The sequence below is a fragment of the Dyella sp. genome (assembly GCF_035508675.1).
GTDB lineage: Bacteria > Pseudomonadota > Gammaproteobacteria > Xanthomonadales > Rhodanobacteraceae > Dyella_B.
The window spans coordinates 1-17432 of sequence record NZ_DATJMN010000214.1; the positions used below are offsets into that span (position 1 = coordinate 1).

The window sequence follows — 17432 nt, forward strand, 5'->3', positions numbered from 1 at the left end:
CGGTAAAAAGCAGGTCGATACCTTGCTGATTCGACAGCAATTGAAGAGCCGTTTCAGCACTATCGGCCTCAAGCGGTGTGTATCCAAGGGTTCGCAGAAACGCGACTGCGACGCGCCGCACTTCAGGCTCGTCCTCCACCACCAGCACTGTTTCGTGGCCCTTGCGCGACAGCGGTGTCTGGACGTCGTCGTTCGGCATCGTTGCAGCTGTGGGAAGGTAGAGTTCCACGCGTGTACCGCGTTCCAACTGGCTGTCGATTCTCAGGTGTCCGCCTGATTGCTTCACGAATCCGTACACCATGCTCAGCCCTAGGCCGCTGCCTTTGCCCGGCCCTTTCGTGGTGAAGAAAGGTTCAAGCACATGTTCGAGTATCTCCGGCCGCATACCTATGCCCGTGTCCGCGACGGTGAACATCACGTAGGAACCCGGCATCAGATGTGCGTCGGTATGAGTGCCTGTCACCTGATGTAAACGTGCAGCGATAGAAAGGCGGCCGCCACGCGGCATCGCATCGCGTGCATTCAAGGCTAGGTTGATCAGTGCTGCTTCCAGTTCGCCTGGATCGGCATACACGGGTGGCACATCGTTGGAGCATTCGGCGGTGACGCTGATGCGCTCTCCCAGTGTACGGGCCAGCATATCGCTGAGATCGGCCAGCAGTTGCACGGTGCGAACCGCCCGCGGCAGCAAGTGTTGCCGACGCGAGAAGGCAAGCAACTTGCGTGTCAATGCCGCACCGCGTTCCACGGCGCGCGAAGCGCTTTCCAATGTCTCCCTTGTAGCAGGGTCCTCTGGCGCGTCGGCTTCCAGCAATTGCAGGTTGCCGGAGATGACGGTGAGCAGATTGTTGAAATCGTGCGCGATGCCACCGGTGAGCTGACCCAATGCGTCCAGGCGCTGAGCGTGCGCCAGTTGTTCTTCGCTGCGTCCTCGTTGAATGGCAACTGCCAGTATGTTGGCGACCGATTGCAGAAACTGCAGTCGATCTCGATCAAAGGAACCGTGCTCCCGCGAGAGCGCAAGTAGCAGACCCATCGGGCCGTGCCGGTCCAGCAGGGGCACCATCGCGGCATCTATAAAACCGTCGGCCAATGCTGGGCATGCCTCTTGAAGCCCGGTCATGACGGACGTTTGGGTGTCGGCCTCCGTGGCCACATTGTTCGCCATCGTTTGCAAGGCTGTATTGGAAGGAACGTCGGCTAAGGCCTCTTCCGGCAAACCGACCGAAGCTGGTACCTGCAGGCCGATGTTATGCGGGTTGATCAAAATAACCGCGGCAGCGGGAACGTTGAGCGTGGCGGCTATCAGATCCGGGATTTCACCAATGGCTTGATCGTCGTGCGTGGCCTCCAGGAGGCGACGGCTGATCTGTGCCACGACAGCGTCGAAGCGCGCGCGTTCCAACGCTTGGCGGGCACGTTGGGTTTCAGAGATATCGCGTATCGATGCCGCATATAACGTACCGAACGAAGAAACGACCGGACTCAGCCCAATTTCCACCGGGAAAGACTGCCCATCGGCACGCACGCCGGTGAGTTCATAACCCGCGCCCATGGGGCGTACGCGCGGGTTGGACATGTAGTGCGTGCGATGCGCGATATGCGCCTGTCGTACCGCTGCGGGCAGAAGTACCTCGACAGGCAGGCCGACCAATGCACTATCGGCATAGCCAAACAACCGCACGGCATGCGCGTTGGCCAATACAATGGCACCGCGCATGTCCACGACAATCATCGCGTCCGGGGCGGTTTCGAACAGTGAGCGAAACAAACTGGCATCGGGTGCTTGGCTGGAAAACATGTCGTTCATAAGCGCTGCACCCGAGGGGAAAACAAGTAACCTGCGCCACGAATCGATTTGATGCGCTGCGGGTTGGCAGCGTCGACTTCGATCTTGCGGCGCAACCGGCCGATCTGTACGTCGATCGAGCGATCGTAAGGGCCCGCGTCGCGCCCATGGATCTGCGTCATGAGCTGGTCTCGGCTAAGTACTTTGTTGGCGTTTTCCACTAACGTACGCAGTAGCGCGAATTCACCGCTGGTGAGTGAAATAGGCTTACCCTGCGGGTCGAGCAGACCGTGCGATTGCAGGTCCAGCTCATAGCCGTCGAAGGTAAAGCGTCTGGATTCGATATTCGGCGCAACGGTTTTGATAGTCGATTGCGAAAAACGGCGCAATACGCTGCGTACGCGAGCGAGTAGCTCGCGAAGATCGAATGGCTTGGTGACATAGTCGTCGGCGCCCAATTCCAGACCCACCACACGATCCACCGATTCGCCGCGCCCGGTGACGATGATCACCGGGCCATACCAGCGTTCGCGCAGATGACGCATCAGGCCAAGGCCGTCTTCATCCGGCAGACCCAGATCGAGCATGACGATGTCGACGGATTCGGCCTCGATAACGCGGCGAAGCTGAAGGCCGTTGCTTGCGGTGCTGACGCGAAAGCCGTGGGAAGCGAAATAGCGGGCTAAGATCTTGGTGATCTCAGGGTCGTCGTCCACGACCAGGACATGGGCCTGCTGACTTGCCGACGGAGCCTGGCTTGGTGAGATAGCCATCCGGACCTTATTCCCTCAAGTCGTGCCATTGTGTTTCAAAGCATACGCCAGTGCACGGCAACCCGCAGCAGCAGATATGGGATTTGACTGATTGATGGCACTCATAACCGAAGTCGCTTTCGGGGTTCCATGGGGCATAAAAAAGACCCGTCAAATGGTCGAATCACTTGATTTTCCTCAATCGTCGTCGCGTCCACTCTTTCTAGAGTGGCGACATGAAAACGGCAGCCATAAAAGCGAAAGGCCTTACCAAATCCTTCGGCGAAGGCGATGCGACAACGGTGGCCGTGCGCGAGGCTACCTTCGAAGCGTGTTATGGGGAAATCCTGTTTATCGTCGGCCCGTCCGGCAGCGGTAAAACGACGCTGCTCAGCATGATCTCCGGCATTCTGAGACCTACCGAGGGAGACGTCGCAGTTAAAGGCTTCAATCTGTGGCAAATGAGCGCCAACGAGCTCGCCGATTTCCGGCTGAAAACCATCGGCTTCGTATTTCAGGATTTCCATCTCTTTCCCAGACTGACTACCGCCGAGAACGTGGCCATCCCACTGATATTGCGTCATCAGGATTGGAACGCGGCGGTCATAAAGGGCGAGCAGACGCTTGAGATCGTCGGCCTGAAAAACCGCGCCACTTTACCACCCCTAAAACTGAGCGGCGGCGAGCAGCAGCGTGTGGCCATTGCCCGGGCCCTGGTGGGCGATCCGGAGCTGCTCATTCTCGACGAACCGACGGCGTCGCTGGACGGCGATACCGGCCGGATGATTTTGCAGTTCGTCCGCGAGCACGTTCTCAACCCCAGCCGTTGCATTCTTATTGTCACGCACGACGCACGTATTTTCGAATTTGCCGACCGCGTGATGCATATGGAGGACGGACGCATCACCGATCATGCGAGCGCGGCAGCATGAACAACAAAATCATCTTCAGTTTGGCGGGATGTGGCTTGCTGTTCGCGCTGGTCAGTGCATACATCTACGGTCAACAGAAGCCGCCGCTGGCGCCGGTCTTCAGTCCGCCCACCAATCCCTATGCCAGCGGCATCTATACCAATGGCATCGTCGAGAGCTACCAAGGCAGCGGCGAGAACATCAACATCTATCCCGACGTGCCGGGGCGGATCGTGCACATCTATGCGCACGAAGGTGATCGCGTCAAAGCCGGGCAGCCGCTGGCCCTGGTGGACGATTCCGTACAGCAAGCGCTCGTATCCCAGCAACAACACCAGGCCGAAGCCGCGTTAGCGCAATTGCAGGAGCTTAACGCCGAACCGCGCAGGGAAACGCTGGACGTTGCCGCGGCGCAGGTCGCTCAAGCCGAGGCGGGTGTCAGAACCGCGAGCGATGCCTATGAGAAGCAGCAGCACTCGTACCACATCGATGCTCGCTCAGTCAGCAAGGATGCCTTGGACAGCGCACATGACGCGTTACAGGTGGCGCAGGCCAACCTTCAATACGCACGGCGTCAATACGCACTCACCAAGGCCGGCGCCTGGGTGTACGACATCCATAACCAGGAGGCGCAGTACCACGCGCTGGAGCAGGCCTACCAATCGTCCAACGCGCTGTTGCAGAAATTCACGCTGCGCGCGCCTGCGGACGGCGTGGTGTTGGCCGTCAATACGGCAATAGGTAGCTATGTATCGCCACAGGGAGCCTATGACACGTATACGCAGGGCTACGACCCGGTTGTGGTGATGGGTGAACCGCAAGGTTATCTATCGGTGCGTTGTTTCATCGATGAGATCCTCGTTTCGCGCCTTCCTGGCGCCAACCGCGTCCGTGCGCAGATGTCGTTGCGAGGTTCAGATGTAAAGATTCCGCTCGAGTTTGTGCGTATCCAGCCTTACATCACGCCAAAAATAGAGCTTTCAGATCAGCGTCTCGAACGCGTCGATTTGCGGGTTCTGCCGGTGATCTTCCGCTTCAAAAAGCCGGACAACGTGGCGATTTATCCAGGGCAGCAGGTGGATGTGTATGTGGGCGAGAAATAGATCCGTCGCCAAGCGGGTGGCAGCGAGAAGTGGTGTGGCACTCGCATGGCTTCTCATAACGCTGCTGTCCGCATGTGCCGTTGGTCCGGATTTCAAGCGCCCGAGCGCGCCACCCGATGCGCGCTACTTGCCGCGCGGCGATCTGCCCAAATACATGACTGCTATCGGCCGTACGCAACATTTCGCATACGGTGCCGATGTAAGCGCCACCTGGTGGCATGAGCTGAAGTCCCCAGCCATCGACACGTTGATATCGCAAGCCATCGCCGGCAACCCCGATCTGAAAACGGCTCAGGCCAGCCTGCAGGAAGCACAGGACAATCTTCGCGCAGGGCAGGGCATTTTCTTTCCGCAGATCAACGCCGGTTTCGACGGAAACCGCCAGCGAATCGCGCCGGCACAAGCAGTACGCGGGGTCGGCGGTATCTTCAATCTGTTCACGCTGAGCACGACAATCAGCTACGCGCTGGATATCTTTGGTGGCGAACGACGGACGGTCGAAGGACTGCGCGCAGGCGTGGACGATCAACGTTACGCCATGCAAGGCGCTTACCTTGCACTTACCGGCAACGTAGTCAATACCGCGCTCGCCCGTCAGGCGTACACGGATGAAATCGCAGCGGTACGTCAACTGCTTTCCTTGCAGTCCCAGCAGCTGGATCTGGTGGAGGCTCGGATTCGGGCGGGTGAGGAAGCCTATGCGGATCTCCTTACCTTGCGCAGTGCACGCGCATCGAATTTCGCGCTGCTTGCCTCGTTGGAGTTCAAACGCGATCAGGCCGATCATCTGTTGCATACCCTGCTCGGCAAGACGCCCGGCGAAGACCGCATACCGGAGCTGAACTTTGCGCAATTACGTCTTCCGGCAATATTGCCGGTCAGCCTGCCGTCCGATTTCTTACATCAGCGCCCGGATATCCTGATGGCCGAAGCTCGCCTGCATCAAGCTAGCGCAAACATCGGCGTCGCGACAGCGGCTTTGTTCCCCTCGGTGATATTGAGCGGTGATTACGGATCGGCAACGAGCGACACCAGTGCGCTCGGTCAGAGCGGCACTCGTTTCTGGAATGCGGGCGCGTCCGTGCAACAACCGATTTTCCAGGGTGGTGCGCGCTGGTTCAATCGCAAGGCGGCGATCGACGCTTATCAGGCCTCGCTCCAGAGCTATCGCAGCACCGTGCTGGCAGCGTTTCAACAGGTAGCGGACGTGCTTAAGGCCCTGCAGCACGACGCAGAAGCCTTGCAGGCCAACGACGAAGCCTGCCGCGATGCGGCCCAGGCGCTGCGCCTAGTGGAGGCAAATTATGCGGCGGGGCTGTCCAATTATGTCGATGTGCTGGTAGCCGACACACAGTTTCGCCAGGCAAACATCGCCTACGTGCAGGCACTGGCCCAACGTTACCAGGACACCGTGGCACTCTATGTGGCGCTTGGTGGCGGATGGTGGCACACGGAGGTTTCCATGAGCGGTCCAGGCGTGGAACAACGCCCATGAAATACGCGGGCGACTTTAAGCTGGCCTACAAGCTGCTAGTGAACGATCGCGGCAAGTTTTCAGCGTTGCTGCTGGGCATCACCTTCGCGGTGTTCCTGATGGTGGAAATGACATCGCTGTTCGCAGGTATTTTGACGCGCTCGGCCTCCACCGTCACTAACGTCGGCGCATCCATATGGATCATGGATCCAGCCGTACAGACGGTAGCCAACGGCATTCCGATGCCCGATTACTTGCTCGATGCCGTGCGCAGCATCCGCGGTGTGCGCTACGCCGTGCCACTGTATTCGGGTGGCGCGCAGGTCAAGTTGAAGGACGGTACGTATCAGGCAGTCACCGTGATGGGCCTGGACGACACCAGCTTGGTCGGTAGGCCCTCGCTGGAACAGGGACATATCCAGGACATTTATGCTGAGAACGCCTTTATCGTGGTAAACGATGCCGAATATTCCAAGCTTCACAGTCCCGCCATTGGCACGGAGTTCGAGCTCAACGATCATCGCGGCGTGATCGTTGGCATCGCCAAGGTCAATTCCTTTGGCTTGTTCGGCGTTCCCACGCTGTATACCACGTACCGCCGAGCTATCGAATACATTCCCAATCCGCGTTTTACGATCTCCTATATCTTGGCGGAGCCGACAGATCCGCAGGCGATACCTGCCATTAAGCGCGAGGTAGCGGCACTTGGCTATCTTGCTTTGACCAAAGACGAATTCGACAGACGCATTGCTGACTTCTACAAATACCAGACTGGCGTGGGCACCAATATCATGCTGATGACTATCATCAGCTTCATTGTGGGCCTGACCATTTCCGCACAGACGTTTTACACCTTCGTGTTGGAAAATTTGGACAAATTCGGTGCACTCAAGGCTATTGGCGCCAAAGGCTACGAGCTCACCTACATGATTTTGTTCCAGGTGACGTTCACCAGTCTTACCGGCTATGGCTTAGGCACAGGCTTGTGCGCGCTGATGATTACCGTCGCTCGCCTGCGCTTGCCCGACTACGCCGCGCTGATTACCGTGAGCAATCTTGGATTGGCATTGGGCATGGTGGTGCTGATCGCGGCAGTGTCGAGCTATATCAGCATTCGCAAAGTGCTGAAGGTAGAGCCGTTTGACATTTTCCGCGGCTGACGCCGGTTCAATCCTTGGTTTTTCCCGGAGAAGAGTCCAAGCGCTTCGCTTGACCTGCGTCAACGAACACCCCTTTAAACCGTGGCACCGTGGTTCCATGACCGAGGACTACGTCGTGACCCAATTGAAAGTACCTGCTGCCGTCACTCTCGATCCGCCCGTGCATGCGCTGCAGGCGCGATGGAGCGCATCGTTGTCGATGGAATCCTTGTACCTGGCATTTGCCGATTGGATGTTGCACTTGTTGCGCTCACCGGGGAAACGTTTGGACTTGTTGCAGATGGGTCTGGAGCAAGCGCGTCAGCTGCAGGCATATCTATTCAAAATCGCCATGACGCGCGATGGCGATGCAATGCCGTTTGCTCAAGTCCCCGCGAATGACAATCGCTTTATCAATCCCGCATGGCAACTCTGGCCATTCAATGTGCTGTATCAGTCTTTCCTTTTGCAGCAGCGCTGGTGGCATGCCGCCACAACCGGTGTGCATGGTGTATCGGCACATCATCAGGCCGTGATGGATTTCGTCACGCGACAATGGTTGGACGTGTTGTCGCCGGGCAACTTTCTTTTCACCAATCCGGTCGTACTTGAACGTACGCACCGACAAGGGGGGCGCAATCTAGTGCGCGGAGCGCTGAATTGGATGGAGGATGTCATGCGCCATGTCAGCGGCGCCGCCGAACCCGGTAGCGAACGCTTTGTGGTGGGCCGTGACGTTGCCGCCACGCCGGGGCGCGTAGTGCTGCAAAACGCACTGATTGAGCTGATTCAATATGCGCCTTCGACCGAAACGGTACGACCGGAGCCGATTCTGATCGTCCCTGCCTGGATAATGAAGTACTACGTGCTGGATCTCTCGCGCAACAATTCGCTCGTTGCCTATCTGGTTGCGCAGGGCTACACGGTCTTTTGCATTTCGTGGAAGAACCCCGACCGTTCGGACGCGAACCTGACGATGGACGATTACCTCAATCTTGGGGTGCGTGCCACGCTTGGCGCGATAAACGCCATCCTTCCGCAATGTCGCGTGCATGCGGTCGGCTACTGCCTGGGCGGCACACTATTGTCGATCGCGGCAGCCGCCATGGCGCGCGACGGCGACGACCGTCTAGCATCGCTCACATTGCTCGCAGCGCAGACCGATTTCACCGAACCCGGCGAGTTGGCCCTGTTCATCGACGAAAGCGAGATTTCGCTGCTTGAGGATCAGATGGGCCAGGCGGGTTATCTCTCGGCTTCACAAATGGCTGGCGCTTTTCAGATGCTGCGATCGTATGACTTGTTGTGGTCGCGCATGATCAACGATTACCTCCTTGGTGAGCGTGGCCGCATGAGCGATCTGATGGCGTGGAATGCCGACACAACGCGGATGCCAGCCACCATGCATTCGCAATATTTGCGCCGCTTATATCTTGGCAACGATCTCGCCGAAGGGCGGTATACGATGGAAGGCAGACCCGTAGAGCTGAAAGACATTGCTGCTCCGATTTTTTGCGTAGCCACGGAAACCGACCATGTTGCGCCATGGCATTCGGTCTACAAGGTGCATCACTTGTTCACTGGCGAAGTCACGTTCGTGCTTACCAGCGGCGGTCACAACGCCGGCATCGTCAGTGAACCAGGGCATCCGCAACGACGGTTTCGCTTGCTGCAACGCCCTCGTGGGACCCCAACCTTGTCTTCGGAAACGTGGCTGTCACGCGCAGGGCGTAAGGAAGGTTCGTGGTGGCCGGCGTGGATCGATTGGTTGAACGCGCATTCGGGTGCGCCATGTGCGATTCCTGCCATGGGCTTGCCTGGCAGATCCGAAGGCGACTTGCCGATGGCACCTGGCAGATATGTGTTGGAAAAATGAAGAGTCGCACGGTCATCGGTAAAGAAATATCTTCTGCGTTCCCTACGCAGCCACTCGTCACGCCGGAGTTAGGCGTGATGCTCCAATGCAAGGAGTGCCTTTCAGTCCGTGAGGAAGCAATCATGAGCACAACCCATCAAACCGATATCCCGTTTGAGCTGTACAAGGCCAATCTGCAATTTGCGCTGCGTACCAACAAGCTGATGAAAGAATGCGGCCAACGTTGGCTGAACGCCTTCGATCATGCGGTCGATGAAAGCATCGCCGAGACGCAAGAAGAGATCGACAAGGTGTCGCTGAATGACGATTGGCAATCGTTGGCGGCGGTTCCGGGCGAGACCATTTTGCGTTTGATGCAGGAGCGCGCTGGCGACGCGCAGTCGGTCGCGCAAGCGGCCGTTACCAATCAGACCCGATTTCTGACGGGCCTGCAGGACGCGTTTCTGATCTGGCAGCGCGATACCGCCAAAGCCATGGGGACGCTGGAAGCTGCCAAGCCGTTCAATGCGGCCGTAGGCGATTTCTTCAAGTTGTTCAACAACACCGCTGCCGCCGTGGGGAATAAATCATGAGCCCAAGACATGTCGCACTGGTGACCGGCGGCATGGGCGGCATCGGGGAGGCGGTAGCCAAAGCCTTGCACGACGCCGGCTGTACCGTGCTGGTAACGCATTCGCCCCGCAACGACCATGCCGATGCCTGGCTGCGAGATCGGCTGGCCGAGGGCTATCGGTTCAAGGCTTACGGGGTTGATGTCGCCGATTTTTCTTCCTGCCAGCACATGGCCGCCGAGATCGCGAAGGATGGCTACACCGTAGACATCCTCGTCAACAATGCTGGCGTCACGCGTGACGGACGCTTTCTCAAAATGAGCAAGGACGATTGGGAAACGGTCATGCATACCGATTTGGATTCGATGTTCAACGTGACTAAACAGTTTTGTCCGGATATGGCCGAGCACGGCTGGGGCCGCATCGTCAACATCGGATCCATTAACGGAACCAAAGGGCAGTATGGCCAATGCAATTACGCGGCTGCAAAAGCCGGAATACACGGCTTCACTGAGTCGCTGGCCTTGGAAGTGGCACGGCATGGCGTGACCGTCAACACGGTTTCGCCCGGCTACACCGACACGCATATGGTGGCTTCGGTACCCAAGGAGGTGCTGGAAACCAAAGTGATTCCGTTGATTCCCGTCGGACGCCTCGGGCGGCCTGATGAAATAGCCGCCTTGGTTGCGTTCGTTTGCAGTGATTCCGCTGCGTTCATGACCGGCAGCAACATCGCCATGAACGGCGGCCAGCATATGTACTGAAGCGAGCATTCGCCCATGCATAAGATCATCGCCCATCGCGATCGCTTCCGTGCGTTGCTTGCACGTGTGCAAACGGACGCGGCGATATCCACGGCAATTGCGCACCCGTGCGACGAGCTTGCGGTGGCGGCGGCCGTCGAGGCTGCGGAGGAGGGATTGATCGCCCCGATCTTCGTCGGCCCCATGCCAAAGATTCGCGCCGCGGCACAGCTGGCAGGCGTCGAACTCGCACCGTATCGCATCGTGGACGTGCCGCACAGCCATGCGGCCGCCGCGCAAGCCGTTGCGTTAGTCAAACGGGGGGAGGCCAAGCTGCTGATGAAAGGTTCGCTGCACACGGATGAGCTTATGCATGCGGTCTGCGCCGACGGAGGGCTGCGCACGGATCGTCGTTTGAGTCATGTGTTTCTGATGGATGTACCCAACTATGCGCGTCTGATGTTGGTGACGGATGCGGCGATCAACATTGTGCCGACGCTGATGGAAAAACGGGACATCATTCAGAACGCCATCGATCTTGCGCATGTGATCGGTATCGACAGGCCCAGGGTTGCCGTGCTTTCTGCCGTGGAGACGATCAATCCGGCGTTACCTTCCACGGTAGACGCGGCGGCACTGTGCAAGATGGCCGAACGCGGCCAGATCGTCGGCGGCATCGTCGATGGACCGCTTGCGTTCGACAATGCCGTGGATGCCACGGCGGCGGGCGGGAAAGGCATCGTTTCGCCCGTGGCGGGCGCCGCCGATATTCTCGTGGTGCCTGACCTGGAATCGGGCAACATGCTTGCAAAGCAACTCACGTTTCTTGCGGGTGCCGAATCGGCCGGCATCGTCATGGGGGCGCAGGTACCCATCATTCTCACCAGTCGTGCGGACGCGCCACGCGCGCGCATCGCTTCCTGCGCGCTAGCCGTACTGATGGTTCAGGCGGCTAAAGCGCCTGCCGCGGTCATGATGGAAAGCTGATATGCCCAAGGCTATTCTTACGCTCAATGCAGGCTCATCCAGCATTAAGTTCGCGTTGTACGAGCATGCGCTCCGTTCTCAGCGCCTGATCTCGCACGGCGCCATCGAGAGCATTGGTGGCACACCGCATTTCACGGCGCGCGCGATGGACGGCACCGTGCTAGAACGTCGCGCGTGGCAACGTCGTGCAGCGATGTCGCATGAAGATTTGCTGCAGCCGCTTCTTTCCTGGATAACCAGTCATCTTGGCGAGGAGGCACTTACTGCCGTCGGGCATCGCATCGTGCATGGCGGACAGCTGTACCACCAGCCTGTGCGCATCGATGGAACTGTCTTGGCCGAGCTTGAAAAACTGGTGCCGTTGGCGCCGCTCCATCAGCCCCACAATCTGGCCGCGATCAAGGCAGTAAGTAGCTTGCGCCCCGATTTACTGCAGGTGGCCTGCTTTGACACTGCGTTTCACCATGATATGCCGGCGGTTGCCGCACGTCTTCCGTTACCTCAGTCCTATGTCGACTCAGGCGTGCGCCGCTACGGGTTCCACGGCATCTCTTACGAATACCTGATTGGGCGTTTGAGTGCACTTGCGCCGACGTTGGCGAAGGGGCGCGTGATCATGGCACACCTTGGAAACGGCGCGAGTCTATGCGCGATGCGTCACGGAAAAAGCATCGAGACCACCATGAGCTTCACTGCATTGGATGGCCTGATGATGGGCACGCGTTGCGGCAGTATCGACCCCGGCGTTGTGCTGTATCTGCAACGGGAGCGTGGGCTCGATCCGGCAAAGGTCGAACACATGCTGTATCACGAATGCGGCTTGCTCGGCGTTTCCGGTATCAGCAGCGACATGCGCGATCTTTTGAAAAGTCAGGATTCTCGAGCCAGCGAAGCGATTGAACTGTTCGTCTATCGCATCGTCAAGGAGGTTGGCGCATTGACTGCCGCATTGGGCGGTCTGGACGCGTTGGTCTTTTCGGCTGGCATTGGCGAGCACGCGTCGCCGATCCGCTCAAAAGTGTGCGATGCACTGTCGTGGCTAGGTGTGGAGTACGACAGAGCAGCGAACGACCGGCACGAAACCGTCATCAATACAGTGCATAGCGCCGTGCATGTGTTAGTCATCGGTACCGACGAAGAGGCCTTGATCGCCGAACGCACAGCCGATGTGATGCGTATACCGTCACAGCCACGTCAAACAACTTCACTATCGATTTGAGGAAGGGAGAGTGTCATGAGTACATCGATTTACGACTTCGATACCGGTTACGCCCCATTCGAGGCGTTTGCGCCGCTTGCTCCGGTCGCGCCATTTGCTCTATTTGCGTGGTTCGCGGCACCCATGCAGTGGTGGGCGGATGCCTATCTCAACACCTGCAGTACGTTTTCGGACGCGATGATAAGGGCGATGACTTACCCCTATGCGATGCCAGCAGGTCGGGAAGAGCAGTGCGCCGATACCAGTGCGGCACATGCTGCCGCGGCTTAAGGGAATAAGCGCCGTGCCGATGCATAAGCATGCCTCGCCATTGTCCCCACATAAGCCGAGACAATAGCGAGGCTATGCAATGAGTCGCAAGTTGATGTGTTCCGCTCAATGACAAATCAAAACAGGAACCTGCGACTTCAAAATGACTTTGTGGGTTTCGCTGCCCATCAATAAGCGGGCAAGTCCTTCCCAACTATGCGCAGCCATGACGATCAGATCGCAATCGCGGTCCTTGGCCGTTTGCAAAATCGCTTCGTAGGGCTGAGAGCCGAACAGCAGCAAGCGATCAAACGGTACGGCCGCCTGCTCGGCAATGGCATGTGCATCCTGCAGGTAGCGGTCGGCAAAACGGGTAGCTTCCTTGGCGTAGTCGAACTGCACCGACGCCATGATTTCGGCGATGTAGGCAATGGTTTGTACGGGTGGCACGACGTGCAGCGCGATCACGCTCGCACCGCAGGACTTGGCCAGCTCAACACCAAGTCGTATCGCTTTGAGCGACAGCTCTGACCCGTCGGTCGGAAGTAGGATACGTTTAAACATGAGCCCTCCACGGCATCGCGTAGTGAATGTACGTGAATGATGCTGGGTGAGTGCGTTCGGTGTATTGAGCGAGGTCAACTCCGATAGACAGCCGTGGCGCGATGATGGACCCGCTCCAAGAGAGGCAAGGGCCATGCATGCAATGGTTTTAGGCAAGGTCGGCAGCCCGTTGGCGTGGCAGGAGCTGCAAGATCCTGCGCTCGGGCACAACGAACTGCGCCTACGCGTGGAAGCGTGCGGCGTTTGCCGCACCGATTTACACGTAGTCGACGGGGAACTGCCGAATATCGTGACGCCGATAATCCCCGGGCATGAGTGCGTCGGCATTGTCGAGGCCGTGGGATCTGGCGTGTCCGGCGTCGAGCCCGGCGTTCGCATGGGCGTGCCATGGCTGGGCAGCACCTGTGGTCGTTGCCAGTATTGCCGAGAAGAGCGCGAAAACCTGTGCGATACGCCGACATTTACCGGGTACACAAGGCCTGGCGGCTACGCCACGCATATCGTCGCGAACGCGGACTATTGTGTGCCGCTTCCAGCGGATGCCGATCCAGTCGCTTTGGCACCATTGCTCTGCGCTGGCCTGATTGGTTGGCGTTGCCTCAAAAAAGCAGGTGTCGGTCAGCGTCTTGGGCTGTACGGCTTTGGCGCAGCTGCGCACATCATTGCCCAAGTGGCACGCAGGCAGCGACGGGACGTGTATGCCTTCACGCGCGCTGGCGACACGGCGGCGCAGGCGTTTGCGTGTTCGTTGGACGTGACATGGGCGGGTTCCTCTGAAGACTTGCCGCCGGAACCACTGGACGCGGCCATCGTGTTCGCGCCCGTCGGTGCGTTGGTTCCCCGGGCGCTGCGTGCCGTAAAAAAGGGCGGTCGTGTGGTGTGCGGTGGCATTCATATGTCCGACATCCCTTCGTTTCCATACCGCTGGCTGTGGGAGGAGAGGGAGATCGTGTCGGTGGCGAATCTCACGCGTGCCGATGCACGGGAGTTCTTCATGGACGATGCGTGCAAAAACGTACACACCTTCACGCATGTGTATCCCCTGCAAGAGGCCAATCATGCGCTGGATGATCTACGGTCCGGTCACCTGAGTGGCGCGGCGGTTTTGCGGCCGTAACCGCTACTTTGCGCTACGCCGATCATTTACGCCTTGGCCGCCTGTTTGCCGGTCAGGTCATGTGCGGGCCAACGCCAGGATTGCACCTCCGGCATATCCTCGCCATGCTCACCGATGTACAGCCTGTGCTTTTCCATGATCGACCAGTAGCGCTCGACGGCATGTCCGACATGCTTGTTGAATCGCGGAATGCGCATGATGGCGTCGAGCGCGAGTTGATAACGATCCAGATTGTTGAGCACGACCATGTCGAACGGCGTGGTGGTTGTGCCTTCGTCTTTGTACCCGCGCACGTGAATACGCTCCGAGCAACTGCGGCGGTAAGTCAGCTTGTGAATCAGCGAAGGGTAGCCGTGGAAGGCGAAGATCACCGGCTTGCCCGACGTGAATATCGCATCGAAATCGCGATCGGACAGACCGTGCGGATGTTCGGATTGCGGTTGCAACACCATCAGATCCACCACGTTCACCACGCGAATGCGGATATCAGGCAGATAGCCTCGCAACAACGTGACGGCTGCCAGGCATTCCAAGGTTGGCACGTCTCCAGCACAGGCCATCACCACATCGGGATTGCCTTCGTCGTTGCTGGCCCAGTCCCATATGCCGATGCCGGCAGCGCAGTGCTTGGCGGCAGCATCGATGTCCAGCCACTGCCACGACGGCTGCTTGCCCGCCACGATCAGGTTGACGTAGTTGTGGCTGCGCAGACAGTGATCGGCCACTGACAGCAGGCAATTGGCGTCCGGCGGCAGATAGATGCGTACCACCTCGGCTTTCTTGTTCGCCACGATATCGATAAAACCAGGGTCCTGATGCGAGAAGCCGTTGTGATCCTGCCGCCATACGTGCGAGGTAAGCAAGTAGTTAAGCGATGCGACAGGCGCACGCCAGGGGATGTGACGGCTCACTTTCAACCATTTTGCGTGCTGATTGAACATCGAATCGACGATGTGGATAAAAGCTTCGTAGCATGAAAAGAAACCGTGCCGTCCGCTGAGCAGATAGCCTTCCAGCCATCCTTCGCACAAATGCTCGCTGAGCACCTCCATCACGCGGCCGTCGACGCTCAGGTGATCGTCATTCGCCTCGATGCCGGCCATCCAGGTTTTGCCGGAGACGTCGTAGACAGCGTCCAGCCGGTTTGAGGCGGTCTCGTCAGGGCCGAACAGTCGAAAATTCTTCTGATCAAGATTGAGCCGCATTACTTCACGCAGAAATGTGCCTAGAACACGAGTGGATTCTGCTTCCACCGTGCCTGGTTGCGGCACGTCGACGGCATGATCGCGGAAATGCGGCATGAGCAGTGGCACCAGCAGCTCCCCGCCATTTGCGTGAGGATTGGCACCCATGCGACGGTGGCCGGTTGGCGCCAACGCAGCGATTTCTTCGCGAATCTGTCCGTTTTCGTCGAACAATTCTCGCGGCCGATAGCTTTTCATCCACGCCTCAAGTTGTGCTACATGTTCGGGTTTATCGAACTTGGCCAGCGGTACCTGATGGGCGCGCCACGTACCTTCCACTTGTGCGCCGTCGACGATGGTGGGTCCGGTCCAGCCTTTCGGTGTACGGAATATCAGCATGGGCCAACGTGGCCGTACGTTGCTTGTTCCAGCGCGCGCCGCCTGCTGGATGGCTCGAATGCTGGCGAGAATGCTGTCGAAAGTCTCAGCAAGTCGCTGATGCACGAGCCGCGGATCGCTGCCTTCAACAAACCATGGCTCATAGCCGTAGCCATGGAAGAGATCGACCAGCTCTTGGCGGCTGATGCGTGAAAGCAACGTAGGATTGGCGATCTTGAAACCATTCAGATGCAAGATCGGCAACACCGCACCATCGCGCGCCGGATTGAGGAATTTATTGGAGTGCCAGCTCGTTGCCAGCGCGCCGGTTTCCGCTTCGCCGTCACCGACCACACACGCCACCAGCAAGTTGGGATTGTCAAAGGCCGCGCCATAGGCGTGCGCCAGCGAATAACCGAGTTCGCCGCCCTCGTGAATCGAACCGGGCGTCTCCGGGGCGACATGGCTAGGTATGCCGTAGGGCCAGGAAAATTGCCGGAACAGACGCTCCATGCCATTCCGGTTGCGCTCGATGGCCGGATAGCGCTCGGTATAGGAGCCCTCCAAATAGGTCTGCGCGACCAACGCGGGCCCGCCATGGCCTGGCCCGGTCATAAACAGTACGTTGAGATCATGCTGTTTGATCAGCCTATTCAAATGCACGTACAGCATATTCAGCCCGGGGGTAGTGCCCCAGTGCCCGAGAAGTCGCGGCTTAATGTGTGCGCGCTCCAGCGGCTGCTCCAGCAGTGGGTTGCTGCGCAGATATATCTGGCCGACGGACAGGTAATTGGACGCACGCCAATACGCGTCCATCCGTTGCAGTTGCTCAGGGGAAAGGGGGGTGGACATGATGGGCCCTTGCGCGATGGGTTTGGGCCATTTTTACGCCGCGAAGCACAAGGCATATTGACGAAAATCAACCTATACCCGGACGTTAAGTGGCTCGCTGTTGACGGGCATCAAGCGCACATGGGGGCCGCACCCGCACACTGCCGCCGTCCCTGCTGCCAATTGCCTAACGTGCCTTCATCGCCTATCCAACCCCAAAAAACGACTGGCTTCGCGCGCCCACGTCTGGAAGCAAGCAAGTTGCGTCGCCTGGGAATCGACACCGGCTACGAGCGTGTGGTGTATCTCGATCCGGATTCGCCCATATGTCGCAGCGAAGGGTTCGGTCCGCATTCGCGTTTGTCTTTGCGTGTCGGCGAACGCGAGGTCCTGGCAACGCTTAACCTTGCGCATTCGGGGTCGCTGGCTGCGGATGAGGCCGGTCTTTCCGAATCGGCATGGCAATCGCTTCAGCCCAAGCCTGGCGAAAAGGTTGTCATCGCGCATCCACCGAACGTGGATTCCATGGCGTATGTGCGCGCAAAGGTCTTTGATAAGGAACTCG

The 17432-nt window shown here is 58.4% G+C and carries 15 protein-coding genes and 1 pseudogene; 12 read left to right on the plus strand and 4 right to left on the minus strand.

Going from position 1 to position 17432, the window contains the following annotated elements:
- Nucleotides 1-1810: PAS domain S-box protein (locus tag VMA74_RS11075; RefSeq protein WP_325366893.1), on the minus strand; the 1810-nt coding region annotated here is incomplete at its 3' end.
- Entirely contained in the window at nucleotides 1807-2562 is a 756-nt protein-coding gene (locus VMA74_RS11080; RefSeq protein ID WP_325366895.1) for a response regulator, read from the minus strand. The genes VMA74_RS11080 and VMA74_RS11075, both read right to left, overlap by 4 nt.
- 215 nt (nucleotides 2563-2777) lie before the next feature.
- On the opposite strand from VMA74_RS11080, the gene VMA74_RS11085 reads away from it, so the two are divergent.
- The 10 genes from VMA74_RS11085 to VMA74_RS11130 are packed head-to-tail and all read left to right on the plus strand — an operon-like array spanning nucleotide 2778 to nucleotide 12814.
- Nucleotides 2778-3473, plus strand: coding sequence for an ABC transporter ATP-binding protein (locus VMA74_RS11085; protein ID WP_325366897.1), 696 nt, complete (start codon nucleotides 2778-2780; stop codon nucleotides 3471-3473).
- Nucleotides 3470-4555, plus strand: coding sequence for an HlyD family secretion protein (locus tag VMA74_RS11090; RefSeq protein ID WP_325366899.1), 1086 nt, complete (start codon nucleotides 3470-3472; stop codon nucleotides 4553-4555). The genes VMA74_RS11085 and VMA74_RS11090 overlap by 4 nt, the downstream gene beginning before the upstream one ends.
- Before the next feature lie 34 nt (nucleotides 4556-4589).
- Nucleotides 4590-6050: an efflux transporter outer membrane subunit gene (locus VMA74_RS11095; RefSeq protein WP_325366901.1), complete on the plus strand. Its 1461-nt coding sequence runs from the start codon at nucleotides 4590-4592 to the stop codon at nucleotides 6048-6050.
- A gap of 38 nt (nucleotides 6051-6088) precedes the next feature.
- Nucleotides 6089-7189 (plus strand): ABC transporter permease, encoded by a 1101-nt coding sequence (locus tag VMA74_RS11100; protein ID WP_325366903.1) that lies wholly within the window; start codon nucleotides 6089-6091, stop codon nucleotides 7187-7189.
- Nucleotides 7190-7238: 49 nt separating this feature from the next.
- Nucleotides 7239-9044: a PHA/PHB synthase family protein gene (locus tag VMA74_RS11105; protein ID WP_325366905.1), complete on the plus strand. Its 1806-nt coding sequence runs from the start codon at nucleotides 7239-7241 to the stop codon at nucleotides 9042-9044.
- The gene (locus VMA74_RS11110) at nucleotides 9041-9616 is read left to right on the plus strand and encodes a hypothetical protein (RefSeq protein ID WP_325366907.1); all 576 of its coding nucleotides are present in this window, start codon (nucleotides 9041-9043) and stop codon (nucleotides 9614-9616) included. Before VMA74_RS11105 ends, VMA74_RS11110 begins: the two co-directional genes overlap by 4 nt.
- Nucleotides 9613-10359, plus strand: a complete 747-nt coding sequence (phbB, locus tag VMA74_RS11115) for an acetoacetyl-CoA reductase (protein WP_325366909.1) — start codon at nucleotides 9613-9615, stop codon at nucleotides 10357-10359. Before VMA74_RS11110 ends, phbB begins: the two co-directional genes overlap by 4 nt.
- 15 nt (nucleotides 10360-10374) lie before the next feature.
- Nucleotides 10375-11325, plus strand: a complete 951-nt coding sequence (locus VMA74_RS11120) for a bifunctional enoyl-CoA hydratase/phosphate acetyltransferase (protein ID WP_325366911.1) — start codon at nucleotides 10375-10377, stop codon at nucleotides 11323-11325.
- A 1-nt stretch (nucleotide 11326) separates the two neighbouring features.
- Nucleotides 11327-12544, plus strand: coding sequence for an acetate/propionate family kinase (locus tag VMA74_RS11125; RefSeq protein WP_325366913.1), 1218 nt, complete (start codon nucleotides 11327-11329; stop codon nucleotides 12542-12544).
- Between the two features lie 15 nt (nucleotides 12545-12559).
- Nucleotides 12560-12814, plus strand: coding sequence for a hypothetical protein (locus tag VMA74_RS11130; protein WP_325366915.1), 255 nt, complete (start codon nucleotides 12560-12562; stop codon nucleotides 12812-12814).
- A 105-nt stretch (nucleotides 12815-12919) separates the two neighbouring features.
- Here the strand turns inward: VMA74_RS11130 and VMA74_RS11135 are convergent, their stop codons facing one another.
- Nucleotides 12920-13357, minus strand: a complete 438-nt coding sequence (locus tag VMA74_RS11135) for a universal stress protein (protein ID WP_325366918.1) — start codon at nucleotides 13355-13357, stop codon at nucleotides 12920-12922.
- 64 nt (nucleotides 13358-13421) lie between these two features.
- Here VMA74_RS11135 and VMA74_RS11140 point away from each other — a divergent pair, with 64 nt between their 5' ends.
- Entirely contained in the window at nucleotides 13422-14474 is a 1053-nt protein-coding gene (locus VMA74_RS11140) for a zinc-dependent alcohol dehydrogenase family protein (RefSeq protein WP_325366920.1), read from the plus strand.
- Between the two features lie 26 nt (nucleotides 14475-14500).
- Here the strand turns inward: VMA74_RS11140 and VMA74_RS11145 are convergent, their stop codons facing one another.
- Nucleotides 14501-16888: a phosphoketolase family protein gene (locus tag VMA74_RS11145; RefSeq protein WP_325366922.1), complete on the minus strand. Its 2388-nt coding sequence runs from the start codon at nucleotides 16886-16888 to the stop codon at nucleotides 14501-14503.
- A 9-nt stretch (nucleotides 16889-16897) separates the two neighbouring features.
- Between VMA74_RS11145 and VMA74_RS11150 the strand changes: the two are divergent.
- Nucleotides 16898-17432 (plus strand): annotated as a pseudogene (locus VMA74_RS11150) (hypothetical protein); the annotation flags it as partial.